At 66.3% G+C, this 16,343-nt stretch carries 14 protein-coding genes; 4 read left to right on the forward strand and 10 right to left on the reverse strand.

Features of this window, described 5'->3' with window-relative positions:
* Nucleotides 1-20 precede the first annotated feature (20 nt).
* Both ACR4XW_RS15375 and ACR4XW_RS15380 read right to left on the reverse strand, forming a co-directional pair.
* Nucleotides 21-1,058, reverse strand: a complete 1,038-nt coding sequence (locus ACR4XW_RS15375; RefSeq protein WP_434761455.1) for a glycosyltransferase — start codon at nucleotides 1,056-1,058, stop codon at nucleotides 21-23.
* Nucleotides 1,055-1,528 (reverse strand): GtrA family protein, encoded by a 474-nt coding sequence (locus tag ACR4XW_RS15380; protein WP_434761456.1) that lies wholly within the window; start codon nucleotides 1,526-1,528, stop codon nucleotides 1,055-1,057. The genes ACR4XW_RS15375 and ACR4XW_RS15380 overlap by 4 nt, the downstream gene beginning before the upstream one ends.
* A gap of 40 nt (nucleotides 1,529-1,568) precedes the next feature.
* Between ACR4XW_RS15380 and rffA the strand changes: the two genes are divergently transcribed.
* Nucleotides 1,569-2,708 (forward strand): dTDP-4-amino-4,6-dideoxygalactose transaminase, encoded by a 1,140-nt coding sequence (gene rffA, locus ACR4XW_RS15385; protein WP_434761457.1) that lies wholly within the window; start codon nucleotides 1,569-1,571, stop codon nucleotides 2,706-2,708.
* The gene (locus tag ACR4XW_RS15390) at nucleotides 2,705-3,472 is read left to right on the forward strand and encodes a GNAT family N-acetyltransferase (RefSeq protein WP_434761458.1); all 768 of its coding nucleotides are present in this window, start codon (nucleotides 2,705-2,707) and stop codon (nucleotides 3,470-3,472) included. The genes rffA and ACR4XW_RS15390 overlap by 4 nt, the downstream gene beginning before the upstream one ends.
* A 7-nt stretch (nucleotides 3,473-3,479) precedes the next feature.
* On the opposite strand, the gene ACR4XW_RS15395 is transcribed toward ACR4XW_RS15390, so the two are convergent.
* Together ACR4XW_RS15395 and rfbB are read right to left on the reverse strand one after the other, a co-directional pair.
* Nucleotides 3,480-5,867 carry a hypothetical protein gene (locus ACR4XW_RS15395; RefSeq protein WP_434761459.1) on the reverse strand — a complete coding sequence of 796 codons (2,388 nt, stop codon included), beginning with the start codon at nucleotides 5,865-5,867 and terminating at the stop codon, nucleotides 3,480-3,482.
* Nucleotides 5,868-5,878: 11 nt separating this feature from the next.
* Nucleotides 5,879-6,877: a dTDP-glucose 4,6-dehydratase gene (rfbB, locus tag ACR4XW_RS15400; protein WP_434761460.1), complete on the reverse strand. Its 999-nt coding sequence runs from the start codon at nucleotides 6,875-6,877 to the stop codon at nucleotides 5,879-5,881.
* 45 nt (nucleotides 6,878-6,922) lie between these two features.
* Here rfbB and ACR4XW_RS15405 point away from each other — a divergent pair, with 45 nt between their 5' ends.
* Both ACR4XW_RS15405 and ACR4XW_RS15410 read left to right on the forward strand, forming a co-directional pair.
* Entirely contained in the window at nucleotides 6,923-7,273 is a 351-nt protein-coding gene (locus ACR4XW_RS15405) for a hypothetical protein (protein WP_434761461.1), read from the forward strand.
* Between the two features lie 532 nt (nucleotides 7,274-7,805).
* Nucleotides 7,806-9,416 (forward strand): aldo/keto reductase, encoded by a 1,611-nt coding sequence (locus ACR4XW_RS15410; RefSeq protein ID WP_434761462.1) that lies wholly within the window; start codon nucleotides 7,806-7,808, stop codon nucleotides 9,414-9,416.
* 60 nt (nucleotides 9,417-9,476) lie between these two features.
* Here ACR4XW_RS15410 and ACR4XW_RS15415 read toward each other — a convergent pair whose 3' ends face one another.
* The 6 genes from ACR4XW_RS15415 to ACR4XW_RS15440 all read right to left on the reverse strand — a co-directional run bounded on the left by ACR4XW_RS15415 (nucleotide 9,477) and on the right by ACR4XW_RS15440 (nucleotide 16,335).
* Nucleotides 9,477-10,232 carry an ABC transporter ATP-binding protein gene (locus tag ACR4XW_RS15415; protein WP_434761463.1) on the reverse strand — a complete coding sequence of 252 codons (756 nt, stop codon included), beginning with the start codon at nucleotides 10,230-10,232 and terminating at the stop codon, nucleotides 9,477-9,479.
* Nucleotides 10,232-11,029: an ABC transporter permease gene (locus tag ACR4XW_RS15420; RefSeq protein ID WP_434761464.1), complete on the reverse strand. Its 798-nt coding sequence runs from the start codon at nucleotides 11,027-11,029 to the stop codon at nucleotides 10,232-10,234. Before ACR4XW_RS15420 ends, ACR4XW_RS15415 begins: the two co-directional genes overlap by 1 nt.
* An 87-nt stretch (nucleotides 11,030-11,116) precedes the next feature.
* Complete coding sequence (locus ACR4XW_RS15425; RefSeq protein ID WP_434761465.1) at nucleotides 11,117-11,701, reverse strand: MarC family protein; 585 nt, start codon at nucleotides 11,699-11,701, stop codon at nucleotides 11,117-11,119.
* A gap of 182 nt (nucleotides 11,702-11,883) precedes the next feature.
* The gene (locus tag ACR4XW_RS15430) at nucleotides 11,884-12,780 is read right to left on the reverse strand and encodes an MOSC domain-containing protein (RefSeq protein WP_434761466.1); all 897 of its coding nucleotides are present in this window, start codon (nucleotides 12,778-12,780) and stop codon (nucleotides 11,884-11,886) included.
* Nucleotides 12,781-12,946: 166 nt separating this feature from the next.
* On the reverse strand, nucleotides 12,947-14,248 hold the full coding sequence (locus ACR4XW_RS15435; protein ID WP_434761467.1) for an acetyl-CoA hydrolase/transferase family protein: 1,302 nt from the start codon (nucleotides 14,246-14,248) through the stop codon (nucleotides 12,947-12,949).
* Between the two features lie 248 nt (nucleotides 14,249-14,496).
* On the reverse strand, nucleotides 14,497-16,335 hold the full coding sequence (locus ACR4XW_RS15440; RefSeq protein WP_434761468.1) for an acyl-CoA dehydrogenase: 1,839 nt from the start codon (nucleotides 16,333-16,335) through the stop codon (nucleotides 14,497-14,499).
* Between the last annotated feature and the right edge of the window lie 8 nt (nucleotides 16,336-16,343).

Genomic DNA, 16,343 nt, shown 5'->3' on the forward strand with positions numbered 1-16,343 from the left:
GTGCGGCTCAAACCCGGGAGTCAGGGACGCTCGAGCTGGCGGTACTTCTCGCGCAGGGCCGCGGCGATCTCATCGGGGGTACGGGCGATGGACACCTCGGGCAGGTGGGTGCCGGGCAGGCCGGCCCGGGGGCCGTCGTCCACCGCGTCGATGCGCACCAGGAAGGACGGACGCTGCATCGACCGGAAGTGCAAGCGGCCCAGGTACTCACCCAGGATGCCGATCGAGAGCATCATCGCGCCGCTCAGAATCGCCAGCATGGACGCCAGGGTGGTGAAGCCGGCCACCTCGATACGGCCCATCAGGTAGCGCACCAGGACGAAGATCAGCAGGCCCACCCCGAGCAGTGAGGTGAAGGCGCCGAGCCAACTCACCAGCTTCAGCGGCACGGTGCCGTAGCCGGTGACCATGTTCATCGCATGGCGCACCAGCGACGAGAAGGTGTAACCGGATTTGCCGTCGTTGCGCATGTCCATCTGCACCCGAACACGCTCGATACTGACGGTCGTCCAGCTCAGCAACACGTCCAGGTTGGTGAACTGGTCGGCGACGTGGGCGAAGCCGTCGCGCAGGTCGGTGCGGAAGGCGCGGAAGGCGCTGACGTCCTTGGCGCTGGGCACCTCGGCGGCGGCCAGAGCGGTCTTCACCGTGCGTGAGGCCAGCGAGCGCAGCAGCCCGTGTTCCTCTTCGGCGGCGACGCCGTACACCAGGTCGATCAGCGGATTCTGCAAGGGGGCCAGCAGGGGTTCGATCTGTTCGGGCAGGTGCTGCAGGTCGTCGTCCATCGTGACCGTGATCTCGTACCGCGCCCGGGCCAACCCCGCCAACAGGGCGTTGTGCTGGCCGTAGTTGCGGCGCAACAACACCGCGCGCACCACACCCGGATGATCGACCTCCAACGCGTGCGCCACCGCGTAGGTGTCGTCGGGAGAGCCGTCCACCACCATGATCACCTCGAAGGCCGTGGTCAACTTCGGGAGTTCGACCAGCAGCCGTTCCACCAACTTCGGCAGGGTGTCGCGCGACCGATAGCAGGGAATGACGACCGAAACCCTCATGGTTGCTCCTTGGTCACATGCTCGGACGGCTCCTGGGCGGGTGGCCGCGCGTCGTGTTCGGGTTCGCGATCGCGGAAGGAGAAGAACCGGTGCCCCAGATAGCTCGCGACCGCGATCACCACGATGGCCAGCACCTGGGCGAACAGCGGCGGCATCCCGAAGACCTCGACCAGGAAGGGCGTGGCGACCAAGCCGGCGATCGCACCGGAGGCCCAGACCGACAGGAACCGCACGAAGTCGGCCCAGATCGTGCCGCGGGAGTGGAAGACGAGATTGCGGTAGGCGGGAAAGGCGCAGGCGATGGTGATGGCTTGGGCCACCAGGATCGCGATCATGTAGTGCCAGCCGATCCACAACCCCAGGGCCACCAGTCCGACGTAGCCCAGAGCCGTGCAGCCCGCCACCACCAGATAGCGCAACTGGTGGTACGACCGGAACAGGTCGATGATGCGTCTCAACAGGCTCGGCACCGCACTACTGTAAGGGTGTCCGATTGTGAAAGGTGAATCCGTGAGCCGAATCCTGTTCAGCGAGCCCTACCTGGCCGGGCTGGAGAGTGAGTACGTCGCCGAGGCTCTGGCCTCACCGGGATGGCAGGGGGACGGTCCGTTCACCGCGAAGGCGACCCGCTGGCTGACCGAGTACACCGGCGCCCCACACGCCCTGCTCACCACCAGCTGCACCCACGCCCTGGAGATGTCGGTGATGCTGCTTGGGATCGGCCCCGGGGACGAGGTGGTCGTGCCCTCCTTCACTTTCTCGTCCACGGCCGCCGCGGTGGCGATTCGGGGAGCGACGCCGGTGTTCGTCGATGTCGACCCGGTCACCTTGAACATCGACCCAGCCCTGGTGGAGGCGGCGATCACCGAACGCACCAAGGCGGTGTTCATCGTCCATTACGGCGGGGTGGCCTGCGACATGCCCGCCCTGCAACGCATCACCGCCGAACACGGGCTGCACCTGGTCGAGGACAATGCCCACGCCATCGGCGCTTACCTGGACGATCGACACCTGGGCACCTTCGGAACGCTCGCCACCCAGAGTTGGCATGCCACCAAGAATGTCGCCTGCGGTGAGGGCGGGGCGTTGCTGATCAACGACCCCGAGCTGTTCGAGCCGGCCGAGGTGCTGCGCGAGAAGGGCACGAACCGGTCGAAGTTCCTGCGCGGTCAGGTCGACAAGTACACCTGGGTGGAGCAGGGCTCGTCCTACCTGCCCAGCGACATTCTGGCCGCACTGTTGCTGGCCCAGTTCGAACGCTTCGAGCAGATTCAGGCCCGCCGGCACCGGGTGTGGGACGCCTACGCCGCCGAGTTGGCCGATTGGGCCGCGGCGCAGAACGTCGCCTTGATGACCATTCCGGCCGGACGCCGCCATCCGGCCCACGCCTTCTTCATGGTGATGCCCAGCCACGCCGATCAGGGCGGGCTGCTGACCCATCTGCGCGAACACGACATCGTCGGCACCTTCCACTACCAGCCACTCGATTCCGCACCGGCCGGACGGGCCTTCGGCCGCACCCCCGCGCCTTGTCCGGTCACCGCCGATGCGGCGATGCGGCTGGTGCGCCTGCCGCTGCACGCCAAGATGACCGACGAGGACATCGCCCGGGTGATCGGCGTGACCCGCGAGTACCGGGTGCAGGCATGAGCTGGGCGGGGCTGAGCGGTTCGGGGGTCACGCTGAGTGACAGCCCGTACGAGACCAACCGCTTCGGACGTACCTTCGCCCGGATCGTGGTGGGCCACGACGCCGACGAATCGGTCGCCGGTGAACTCACGAGCCTGATCGACGGCTGTGAGGCCGAGATCATCGTGGTGCGGTATCCGGCCGGGCTGGCCCGACTCGGTGCGGTGCTGGCCAAGTCGGGACGAGGCGTGCTGCCCGCCGACACCTTGGTTTATTGGGAGGTGCCGGCCGCCGATGCCGAGGCCGCCGGGGCCGACGGGCTGACCACCTCGGTCGACGACACTCCCTCGGCCGAAACCTCCGCGGTGTTGCGCCGGGTGGTGGAGGCCTCCTTCGCCGGTTACGGCAACCACTACACCGCCAACCCCGACCTCGACCCCGAGCTGGCGCTGGCCGGCTATCTGGAATGGGCCGCACGCGCCTATGCCACCAACCCGCGCAATGTGGTGCTGCTGCGGCACCGCGACGAGGTGGTCGGGGCCGCGACGCTGACCAGCGACGGTGACGACCTGGAGATCGAGTTGGCCGGTCTCGTCCCGGCAGCCCAGGGTCAGGGCTGGTATGCCGACCTGCTCACCGCGGTGCGGGCCGAGGCGGTGAAGCGCGGCCTGGGCCGGGTGATCATCTCGACCCAGGCGGCCAACGTCCGGGTGCAGCGGGCCTGGGCCCGGGCCGGTTTCAAACCCTTCGCGGCGGTGAACACCTGCCACCTGATCCGGCGCTGAGCCCGACCTAGAGCCGGTAGATGTGCACGTCGGAGTTCTCGTAGACCAGCTCGGCGTGGTCGGCGAGTTCTTCGCTGAACGCTCCGGCGTGTTTGTCGGCGAACAGCCAGCGCACCTTGCGGGCCCGTAACGCGTCCAGCACCTCGGGGGTGGGGGCGTAGAAGGCCGCCTCGTTGAGCTTGAACAGTTCCTGGTCGTGGAAGGGCTGGCGGGAGAAGATCAGGTCGTTCGTGCCGTGCGCCTGATGGGCCTCGGCGGTGTACCCCCAACCCTCGAGCAGCACCCGACGCTGGGTGAACGCGCCCACCCAGAACAGCCTGGTGTCACAGTCGGGCACGGTCTTCTTGACCGCACAGTGCAGGTTGGTGGCCACGATGTCGGATGTCGCGGAGTTGTCGCGCAACCACAGGGTGGCCGACGTTTCGGCCGCGGTGACCGTGGTCGGGGACTCCGTCGTGGGACGGGCCGCGGCTATGTGCGCTGATTGAACCCCGTCGTAGGCCACCACCAGCGCGCCCGCCAGGGCCAGGGCCGGAATCAGCAACCGCTGCACCCAACGTCGGTTCGGCCACCGGCGACGCAGGCCGTACACCAGTACTGCGGCACCGGCCAGGGCGATGGCCCAGTGGGCGAATCGAAGCCAGTCGGGGTGAGTGTTGCCCGCATAGAGCACCCGGGTCAGCGGCAGCGCTGCGCCGAACTGTCCGGCCACGAAGCCCAGCCACACCCCGGCCCGTCCGGTACGCCACAACCAGGCAACGACGAGCACGGTGGCGCAGGCCAGCAACCAGAGGGCGTAGGAGGGAATGATCGTGCGGTTGATCTCGGAGGCCTGCTCGGGTTGGGGGGCGAGTTGGCGCAGGTTGAGCAACAGGGCGGCGCCGACCGCGTAGCCGAAGATGGCAGCACCGATGCTGATGGTGCGGCCGTGGGCGGCGCAGCTGCGGTGCCAGGCCCAGTGGGCACCGACCCCGGCCATCAGATGCCAGGCGACCACGGCACCGAGAAAGAAGTAGACCTGCGAGAAACCGTCCTGGTTCACCAGCATCATCGCCGCCCAGCCGGCAACTCCGATGCCGAGCATCAGCCAGGCACTGGGGTTGGCCCGCCAGCGGGGAGCCGAGATCCAGACGTACCCGAAGGCGATCACGTAGCCGAGCAGCAGCAGGCCCAGCAGCAGCGGTGCGCCGGCACGATCCAGGCCGGGCAGCACCGGGTCCAGGGAGGTGGGGGTACGGCCGTGCATCTGCACCCAGGCCGTATGCAGCCGGAAGGACGAGAAGAGTTGAACGTGCACCCCGGCCGAACCACCGGAGGTGAGCGGCATCGTGGCCGCCAGCACCGCCGCCGTCGCGCCCAGACCGAGCAGGGCCGGTTTGAGATGGCTGCGCAGGGTCAGCAGGCACATCGCCACCACGGCGAGCATGCCGCAGATCAGTACCGGCAGCACCGAGCCCTTGGCGCCGGAGTTGCCCAACAGGGCGAGCACCAGCACGACCCAGTGACCCGGGGACAGCCGGCGCTGTTGCAAGAGCATCACCAGCATCGACATCGCCAACGGGGTGACTGCCAGGGCGAACTGTTGGGAGGGGCTGTGTACCGCCGAGGGGTGTAGTCCGGGAAGCTCACCCCATACCGGCAGAATCGCCGCCGCATTGGCGACGCACAGCGCGGCCAGGGCTCCGGGCCAGTAGGCACCGGTGAGCTGTTTGCCGATCACCATCACCATGCCGAGCGCGGCCAACAGCACCACCGGCATCCACAGCCGCATCATCAGCACGTTCAGATCGAGGCCGGTGCCGGCCAGGGAGGCGATGTGGGCGTTGGAGAACCAGTGGTACCAGAACGGGGTGCCCGCAACCTGGGGCAGATCGGGCGGTACCGCATGCTGAAGCTGGGCGGTGAGCGCCAACTGCCAGAAATCGTCCTGGAACCAGTGCAGTCGCCCGGGGGGCAGATCCGACGGTGAGAAGAGCAACCGACTGACGCCTGCCAGAACCCTGATCACCGCGGCGGTGAACAACCAGATAGCGACCGCGCCGGGCCCGGCCGGCGCCGGCTCCCGACGTCGCCAGGCGTAACGGAATCGGGGCAGCAGACTGACCACCAGCACCGGTACCGGCCAGGCGATGAAGGCCTGGTTCACGCCCAGCCAGGTGAGCAGCAGCCACAACTGCACGCTGACCGCCATGCCGAGGGTGATGCCCACCATGATCTCGGTGAACCAACTGCCGCGGCGGCCCAACAGCAGCCGGGCCAACACCACCCCGGGCAACGCAACCAGCCACAGCCAGGTGATCGCATACAGCGCGATCTGGGTTTCGGGAGTGTCGTTCAGCCACCAGAAAAACAGCAGGGTGGCTGCCAGCAACAGCGCGGCCGCTGTGGCATGCACTCGGGCCGGTATCACTGACCCGTCTTCGCGTACTTCTGCTCGGTGGCGGCCTTCATCGGACGCCACCAGTCCTCATGGGCGCGGTACCACTCGATGGTCGCGGCCAGACCGGATTCGAAGTCGCGGTACTGCGGCTGCCAGCCGAGCTCGTCGCGAAGGCGCGTCCAGTCGATCGCATAGCGCAGGTCGTGGCCGGGCCGGTCGTTGACGTGATCGTAGGCGTCGGCGGGTTGTCCCATCTTGGTCAGGATCATTTCGATCACCGACTTGTTGTTCATTTCCCCGTCCGCGCCGATCAAGTAGGTCTCGCCGATTCGTCCGTCCTCGAGAATCCGCACCACCGCGGCATTGTGATCGTCGACGTGAATCCAGTCGCGCACGTTGAGTCCGGCGCCGTAGAGCTTGGGACGCAGCCCGTCGATCACATTGGTGATCTGTCGGGGAATGAACTTCTCGACATGCTGGTAGGGGCCGTAGTTGTTCGAGCAGTTGCTCAGCGTGGCCGGCACCCCGAAGCTGCGCACCCAGGCGCGCACCAGGTGGTCGCTGGACGCCTTCGAGGCCGAGTAGGGGCTGGACGGGTTGTAGGCGGTGGTCTCGGCGAACCGCTCCGGGTCGTCCAACTCGAGGTCGCCGTACACCTCATCGGTGGAGATGTGGTGGTAGCGCACCCCGGTGCGACGCACTGCTTCGAGCAGCACGAAGGTGCCGACAATATTGGTCTGTATGAACGGGGAGGGGTCGTTCAGCGAGTTGTCGTTGTGCGACTCGGCCGCGAAATGCACGATCCGATCGACCCGGTCGGCCAGTTCGTTGACCACCGCCGCATCGGCCACATCACCGTGCACGAACTCGACCCGGTTTTCCGGGAGCCCGGCCAGGGAGGAGCGATGACCCGCATAGGTCAGGGCGTCGAGCACCACCACTTCGTCGTCGGTGTGCCCGATCAGGTGGTGAACGAAGTTGGCACCGATGAACCCGGCACCCCCGGTGACCAATGTGCGTGTCATGGAATGCATCGTAACCGGGTTCGGTCGCTGCCCTATCATCCGAGGGTGAGCGGCAAACCCGCTCCGCGGCGCATCCGTCCCGACGGACTGAAGGCGGACGGGACGGATGTCGTACCGGGCGTGCGCCGGACCCGGTTGCGTGAACGCGGCGCTTGGACGTTCGCCGGCGCGGTGTTTGTGGTGGCGACCGGTATCGGTATTGCTCTGATGCGGATGATCGCCTCCGGCGGCCCGAGAATGACCAACCTGCCCCTACATGTGGAACTGTTGCTGGCCAGCCGCGCGACCGGGGCCCAACCCGGGTACTCGATCTACTACCCGCTGCTGTCGGCAGCATCGCTGGGCTCGGATGATCCCGCCGTCGTGCTCTCGGTGGCGACGGTATTGCTCGGGTAGTGATCGGGCTGCGCGTGATGATCACGTACCTGGTCGCGCGATGCTGGGGAGTCGGTCGGTGGCCGGCGGTGCCGGTGGCGGTGGGTCTGGCTGTCGTGATGCCGCTGTCGTTGCCCGGGGAGTACCTGTAGCTGGGCAAGTTCACCGGCACCATCTGGCACAACTCGACCACGATCCTGGCGATGCCGTTCAGCCTGCTGTTCTTCGTGGTGGCCGTGGAATACCTCGGGCGCCGCCGGGTGCCGCGGTGGCTGCATGTGGCGCTGGTTGCGTTGGCTTGTCGCGGGTCTCGGACTGGTGCAAGTGCTGCTCGGCATCTACTTCTTGGTTGTGATGGGGCACGGGTGGCCCGCCACCTGGGTTCGCCTGTTCGCCGAACCGGTCCCGCGCTGGTGAGGGCACGGCAACGTCGGCACCTTTCACCCTGACGCGAACTCGCTGACGATTCGGCGGGTAGCGACTTACTGTGGGGGGGCACCCGTGACATGCTGGACAATCATGGGCACGGGTGCCCGCGACAGCAGGAGGAAATGTGCGGACGCGAGTGGTGATCCAATCCCGACTCAACTCGTCCCGATTGCCGGGCAAGGCATTGCTCACCCTGGGGGGCATGCCGTTGATCGAGTTGGTGGCCCGCCGGGCCTCGCGTGCCGGTCACGAAGTGGTGGTCGCGACCAGCCTGGAGCCCTATGACAACCACATCCACAACCACCTGACCTCGTGCGGCATCAACGTGGTGCGCGGCCCGCTGGACGACGTGCTGGGCCGCTTCGTGCTGGCCACCGCCGACCTCGACCCGGGCGACCGGGTGGTGCGGCTGACCGGTGACAACCCGGTGCTCGACTCCGACATCATCGACGAGTTGATCGCCGCGATGGACGAATCGGGCCACACCTACGGACGGGTCGACATCGAGCAGGTGCCCGAAGGTTTGGGCTGCGAGGTCTTCACCGTCGATGCCCTGCGGGCCGCCAACGAACAGGCCCGGGCCTCTTATGACCGCGAACACGTCACCCCCTGGCTGCGCCGTGAGTACGGTGAACTGCTGTTCGCACCCAAGAACAACCCGCCGGACGTGGTGGCCTACCGGTGCACCGTCGACAGCCTGGCCGACTACGACCGGGCCTGCACCATGTTCCACGGCTGGCCCGACCCGGTCGCCGTCCCCTGGGTGGAACTGATCGGCAAACTGGGCCGGATGCTGGACGAGGCCGGCCCGATCGTCCCGCGGGTCGACCGTTCCGAGATGAAGCAATCCCGGCTGCTCCTGGGCGCGGGCCAATTGGGCAGTGACGCAGGTCTAGTCGAGCGGGTGCGTCCCGACGCCGCCCAGATTCGCGCGATCATGGCCGCCGCGGTGGTGCAGGGCGTCAGCCACGTCGAAGCCGGCCGCGACGACGGTGGCTCGGAGGCCGCGGTGCGGACCGGCACCGAACCGGCCCTGAAACAGCGCATCGGCCTGATCACCCGAATCGCGTCCCTGCGCCGGGTCACCCCCGACGCCCTGGTACCCAAACTCGAAGCCTCGATGGAACGCAGCTTCGCCGAACTCGGCCGCCGCAAGGTCGACGCGGTGCTGCTAAGTTCGGTCTCCGATGCCGACCGAGCCGGTCAGGCAGCTTGGAAGCGGTTGATCAAGTACCGCGACGACGGGCTCACCGGACGCATCGGCGTGGTGCTCGAAGACCCCACCGACGTGGCCTGGGCCGAGCGGCTGCCCGAACTCGGGTACCTCACCCTGCCTTTCTCGGTCGCCGACCGGCGTTGGGAAGAAGTGCAGCCGAAACTGCAGGAACTGTCCGACCGCGGGGTGATCGTGTCGGTGCACAGCGTCTACCTGCAGGGTGTACTGAGTTCGACCAACGCCCTGCGCGAGGACCTGCCGGGCGTTTCCACGCTGCGTAGTGGGGTGCGCCGAGCTGTGCAGTCGCTGGGCCGGCTGAACGCCGCCGACCTGTGCATGGCCTACGTGCTGGGGCACCCCTGGGTCACCTCGATCACCATCGGCGCCGAAACCGAGGAGCAGATGGTCGAGAACATGCGGCTGTCGGCCGGTGAGCCGTTGACGCCCGAGGAGATCGCCCAGGTGCATGAGATCGTGCCACCCGCCCCCGAAGAGCTGCTGATCGCCAACGGACGCTGATTCCCGACCCGGTCAACATGGAACTGCTGCTGAGCTGACCCGCTGCCGATCGCGGCTTGGTCAGTTGTCAGCGCGGTATTGGTCGATGACCTCGTTCAGGTCGCCATCGGCGGCCAAGTGGCCGTTCTTCAGGTAGAGGCCGCGGGTGCAGAAGCGCTTCAAATCGGCTTCGGAATGGGAGACGAAGAACAGCGTGCGACCATACGCCAGCATCTCCTCCATCCGGGTGTAACACTTCTCGCGGAAGGCCCGGTCACCGACGGCGAGCACCTCGTCGACCAGCACGATCGGTTCGTCCAAGGTGGTGATCACCGAGAACCCGAGCCTCGTTTGCATGCCGGACGAGAAGTGCCGGAACGGCATGTCCAGGCCCGCGCGCACCTGTGGCCCGGCGAAGTCGACGATGCTTTCGAAACGTTCGTCGATCTCCTCGTTGCTGAGCCCGTGCAGACCCGCGGTGAGGTAGATGTTCTCCCGGGCCGACAGATCGCCGAGAAAGCCGCCGGTCAGCTCGATCATCGGAGCGACACCCTTGCGCACCTCCACGGTGCCCTCATCGGGAATCAACACCCCGGCGATCATCTTCAGCAGGGTCGATTTACCCCCGCCGTTGGCGCCCACCAACCCGACCGCTTCACCCGCCCCGACCGAGAAGGACACATTGCGCAGGGCCCAGAAGGTTTCCTTGGGGGCGGTGCTGCGGCCCTTGAGCACCATCTCGCGCAGGGACAACCGACGTTTGCGGGAGCGGTAGAACTCGACTCCCAGATTGTCGGCGACGATCACGGCCTCGTCATCCACCACCTGATCGGTCATCAGATCTCCTTCAGCACCGAGGGCTCGAGCCGTCGGAAGGTCAGCGATCCGAAGATCATCAGCAACGTGATGATTCCCAGGCTGGCCAGGATCGGCGGCCAGTTCAGGGCGTTGGGGAAGAATCCGGCCCGATAGAACTCCAGCACGCCGCTCATCGGGTTGAACCAGAGCAGGATCTTGAGCCATTCGGGCGCCCGGTCGATCACGAAAATGATCGGGGTGGCGTAGAACATCATCCGCAGCACGATCTTGACCACACGGGGCGTGTCGTTCACCAGCACGGTCAGGGGTGCCAGGAAAAGGCCGAGACCGAGCAACAACAGGAACTGCAGCACCAAACCGATCGGGAACAACAGCAGACCCGGGTTGAGATGGGTGACGCCCTGCCACATGTAGATCGCCACGAAGACGATCAGCACCGGCAGGGCCAAGATGTACTCGATGCCCTTGGCAATGATCACCCGCACCACCCAGATCATCCGGGGCAGGTTCGTCGACCGCACCAATCTCGCCTCGGCCAACAGAGCCCGGGAGGTTTCGTTCACCGAGCCGCTGAACCACTGCCACGGCAGCAGACCGGTGAGCAGGAACAGGAAGTACGGGGCATAGCCGGCATCGGGCCGCTGGAAGATAACCACGAAGATCATGAAGTAGATCAGCGCCATCGCCAACGGGTCGATGATGGTCCACAGGTAGCCCAGAAAGCTCTGTGCGTAACGCACCCGGAGATCGCGTTTGACGAGGATCCTCAGGATCTTGCGGCGGTCCAGCACCGCAAGGAGTCCCCTACCTGCCATCTGTTGTTTCCTGTCTGCCTGTCCGGCGGGGCCGGTGAAATCTCACCCAGCGTAATACCCGCACCAATGTAGGTGTGAAACCGACAATCAGCGGATGAAGAAGTCGCGGGTGCCGTCGAACATCATCTGAATCGCGACGATCACCAGAATCATGCCCATCAGTCGCTCGATCGCGGTCAGCGTGCGATCGCCGACCACGCGGCGCAGGAAGCCGGAGAGGTACAGCGTGACGGCGGTGATCGCCCAGGCGATCACCAGGGCGCCCAGATAGATCGGCCACTTGTCGGGGTTCTGGCTGACCAGCACCACCTCGATCGCCAACAGTGAGGGGCCCGCGACATAGGGCACCGCCAGCGGCACGATGAAGGGTTCGTCCTCGGTGTGCGGCTCGCGCAGCGACCGTTCCGGGGTGGGGAAGACCATCCGGATCGCAATCAGCAGCAGGATCACCCCACCGGCCGCTTCCAGGGCGGAGTGGTCGATGTGCAGCACCTTCAGCAGGCCCTGGCCCAGGAACAGGAAGACGACCATCAGCAACAGCGCGATCAGGCATTCACGCAGAATCACCCACTGGCGGCGCTCTGCCGGGGTGTGGCGAAGCGCGGTCAGGAACAACGGCACGTTGCCCAGCGGGTCCATCACGAACAAGAACATCAAGGCAGCCGACAACACCTCGGCGCACCCCCTTTCGATGACCTACGCGACCCGGGGCCCGAGCCGCACCGGTATATCGCTATCACCTGCCGGAATGCGCGCATAATTCACGCCGCGAACCCGCCGACGGTTTCGAGACGACGAATGAGATGGGTTTGGTACCCCGGAGCCTGCGAAACCGGAAGGCTTCGCGGATCGGCTCAGGCGAACCCGACCGCGTCACCCTCCTGAATCCGGCCCGGTTCCAGCACCCGCAGGTAGATTCCGAAGTTGGTCCTGGCCTGTCGGGCCAGGGTTTTCAGCACCGCACGGTCACGTTCGAGTTCTTCCTGGGGCAGGGTCACCATCACGCAGCGCGACACCGGGCCGGTGACCAGGGCACGCACCGAACCGATCCGCAGTTCGCGGCCGACCCACTCCTGTTCCGGAAAACCCGCCAGGTCGGGGGTGTCGACGATCAGGTTCTTGCGGAACCGGCGCGGGTCGATCACCGAATCCGGCAGCATCTCGGTCAGGGTGCGCAACGAAGCCGTGGTCAGCAGTGACAGCGGCATCATGTCGAAGTACGTACCCGGCGGGGTGGCGTATTCACCGAGCTGGGCGATCACCTCTTCGGAGAAGGGGGTGAAGGAACCGGAGAAATCGGGGAGCTCATCACCCTCGTCCACATCGAGCATCTCGCGCAGGTCGCGCTCCGAGATCGGTCGGGACTTGCGGTAGTGGTCGAGGTTGCCGGCCGGTTGCCGCGGCCACAGGCTGACCCGCTTGCCCAGGGCCTCGGACAACCGCTCGTGCACATCCGAATCCTCGCTGGTGGCCACCGACCCGTCCGGCAGGGTGAGCTGCACCGGCGGAGCCGACCCCGCAACAGGTTCGGCCAGATACCGGGCTCGCACCTGCATCAGCGGGTGCAGTTGCTTGGCACTGCGGATCTGCCCGGCTTCCTCATCGCGCACCGCCCAGGCCCGATCGCCGGGGATGCCCCAGGCCTCGGTCACCTCGGTTTTGGGGATGCGGTCGCCACCCATGGATTTCACCGGGTAACGCCACAGTTGTTGCACGCTGCCGATGGCACCGGTTCCGGGCTGATCGGTCATGTTGTCTCCTCGCCAGTGGGCCCGCTGCTGCAACTGGCCGAATTTCGGGTCGTCGGCACCGAATATGGCTTTGCTGCCCCAGAACGGGCACATTGCAGCAGCGGCTACCTGCACATCATGCAGCAGGGGCCCCCGAAGGGCCCCTGCTGTGACTGGCTGGCGGAATTTACAGACCGAAGACGGGGAATTCCTTCGCCTGCTCGGTGAGCTCGTCGCGGAAATCGGGGTGCGCGATGGAGATCAACTGCTCGGCGCGTTCGCGCAGCGAGGCTCCGCGCAGGCGGGCGGTGCCGTACTCGGTGCACACGTAGTCGACATCCATCCGCACGGTGGTTACCGCGGTACCGGGCAGGTGTGCCGCGACGATGGTCGACAAGGTGCCGCCCTTGGCGGTCGACGGCATCGCGATGATCGACTTGCCACCCTCGGACAGATTCGCCGCCCGGACGAAGTCCAACTGTCCACCGGTACCGGAGTAGACGCTGCCACCCAGACCCTCCGAAGCACACTGACCGGCCAGGTCGATCGCCATCGTGCTGTTGATCGAGTGCAACCGGTCATGCGCCCCGGCGATCGGGGGCGGGTTCACCTGGTCGACCGGACGCATCTCCACCAGCGGATTGTGATCCATGTACTCGTACAGCTCCTGCGAGCCGAAGGCGAAGGTGGCCACGGTCTTGCCGCGGTCGATGTTCTTCTGCTGGTTGGTCACCACGCCGGCCTTGATCAGGGCCAACGGGCCATCGCCGAGCATCTCGGTGTGCAGGCCGAGATCGTTGTGGGTCATCAACTGGGCCACCACGGCATCGGGGATGCCGCCGATACCGATCTGCAGGGTCGCGGCATCGGGAATCAGCTCGGCGACGTGCTTGGCGATGCCACGTTCGACATCACCCACCTTCGCCGACGGCAGGGTGGCCATCGGGTGCTGCGACTCGACCACCGCGGCCACATCGTTGATGTGCACATGGCACTCGCCGTGGGTGTAGGGGAGCTGCTCGTTGACCTCGACCACCACCGCGCGGGCCTTGGAGATCGCCGCCATGGTGTAGTCGGGGCTGATGCCCAGAGCGAAGTGGCCGTCCTCCGACATCGGGCTCACCTGGGTGAACACCACATCGCTGGTCAGCAGTCCGGCCCGGAACATGTCGGGCATGTCGGAGAAGCGAGCCGGCACGAAATCGGCCCACCCCGCGTTTACCGCCTTGCGGCTGGCTCCGCCGGCGAAGGTCGTGCGGTGACGCACATTGCCCACGGTTTCCGGATCGAAGTAGTCATAGGGGCGCAGCGGGAGCATCTGGAAAACGGTGACGCCCTCGAACTCATGGCGTCGCGCCGACAGTGCCTCCAGCAGGGTTTGGGGTTCCCCGGCGCCGATCGGCACCACGATGGTGTCCCCATTGCGTACGTGCGACATCGCGGTGGAAGCGTCCACCGTCTTTGCCCGATAGTCGTCGACCAACGACATGTGTGCCTCCCGCGTCTTTGCTTGCACGGGAGCCTAGTGGCCCGGACGGCGTCCGCCCAGACCAGCCCGCGATACGAACAGGTTCGGACAAGGTTTTCAACCCCGGGTCCCACTGAGTCGCACCAGTCTCTGGCGCACAACCTGCGAAAAACACTTCCGGCCGAGGTGTGAACCCTCGGCCGGAAGCACATGTGGACGGACGACTCCGTATGCAGGAATAACGTCGCGTGACCCGAAATCGTGCCAGATCAGAAGGCCGATTCGGGCAGATCCATCGCGGTGAGGTCGGTGGCCGCGGCGATCTTGCCCTCCGCGATCGTCTTCGGCAGCACGGTGCTGCAGAACCAGGACGCCGAGGCGATCTTGCCGCGGTAGAAGTCCTCGTCCGCGCCGGAAGCCCCGGCGTCCAGGGCGGCTTGGGCCACCACGGCGCCGCGCATCAGCAACCAGGCGCACAGCACGTCGCCCAGGGTCATCAGCAGGCGGGTGGTGTTCAGCCCGACGGTGTAGAGGCTGCGCGGATCCTCACCCTTGGACAGGCCCTCGAGGGTGCCGATCAACTGGGCCACCATTTCTCCGGCCGTGCCCAGTGCCTTGCCGAGCATCGTGGTCTCGGTCTCGAAGCCCTTCGTCTCGGCCAGGAAGTTGGTGATTTCGGTCGAGACCGCCCCCAGCGCCCGGCCGCCGTCCCGGACGATCTTGCGGAACAGCAGGTCCTGGCCCTGGATCGCGGTGGTGCCCTCGTAGAGGGTGTCGATCTTCGCGTCCCGGACGTACTGCTCCAGCGGGTATTCCGACAGGAAGCCCGAACCGCCGTAGGTCTGCAGGCACTCGGTGCCCAGCAGCACCCACGACCGCTCCGAGCCGTAGCCCTTCACGATCGGCAGCAGCAGGTCGTTGATGCTCTCGGCCTCTTCGTCGGTCTCGCCCTTCTCCTCGGCCAGCCAGACCCGGTCCTGCATCGACGCGGTGTACATCACCAGCGAACGCAGCGCCTCGGCATTGGCCTTCTGGGTGAGCAGGGAGCGGCGCACATCCGGGTGGTGGGTGATCGTGACCCGCGGTGCGGTCTTGGAGTTGTCCAACATGTCGGCGCCCTGCACCCGGGTCTTGGCGTAGTCGAGGGCGTTGAGGTAGCCGGTGGACAGGGTGGCGATCGCCTTGGTGCCGACCAGCATCCGGGCGTACTCGATCACCTGGAACATCTGCGCGATGCCGTCGTGCACCTCACCCAGCAGCCAGCCCTTGGCCGGGGCGTCGTCACCGAAGGTCAGCTCGCAGGTGCTGGAGGCCTTGAGGCCCATCTTGTGCTCGACATTGGTGGCGTACACCCCGTTGCGCTCACCGAGTTCGCCGGTTTCGGGGTCGAACCAGAACTTCGGCACCAGGAACAGGCTGAGCCCCTTGGTGCCGGGGCCACCGACCCCTTCGATACCGACCGGACGGGCCAGCACGAAGTGGATGATGTTCTCGGTCAGGTCGTGTTCGCCGGAGGTGATGAAGCGCTTCACCCCGCTCAGATGCCAGGTGCCGTCGTCCTGCAGTTCGGCCTTGGTGCGTCCGGCACCCACATCGGAGCCGGCATCCGGTTCGGTGAGCACCATGGTGGACGCCCACTCGCGGTCGATCATCAACTGGGCGATCTTCTTGTCGCGCTCGGTGCCGTTCAGGTAGGCCACGTGGGCGAACTTCGGGCCCGAGGCGTACATGAATAGGGGCGGGTTCGCGCCGATCAACATCTCGGCCAGGGCCCAGCGCACCGACGGCGGGGTCGACTGGCCGCCGAGGGCTTCGGGTACCTCGGTGCGCCACCAGCCGGCGTCCATGTAGTCGCGGAAGGCCTTCTGGTACGAGGCGGGCAGGGTGACCGAACGGTCCTCGGTGTTGTAGACCGGCGGGTTGCGGTCGCCGTCCACCATCGAGTCGGCCAGTCGTTCCCGGCTGAGCACATCCACCTCGTGCAGCATCGCCTCGACCACCTCACGGTCGAGTTCCTCGGCCGGGCCGGTGCCCAGGATTTCCTCGCGTCCGAAGACCTCGAAGAGGTTGAACTCCAAATCGCGCAGGTTTGACCGGTAGTGAGTCATTGGGTGAC

Origin of the sequence: Pseudenemella bisphenolivorans, assembly GCF_051133435.1 — a bacterium.
GTDB lineage: Bacteria > Actinomycetota > Actinomycetes > Propionibacteriales > Propionibacteriaceae > JAAYAO01.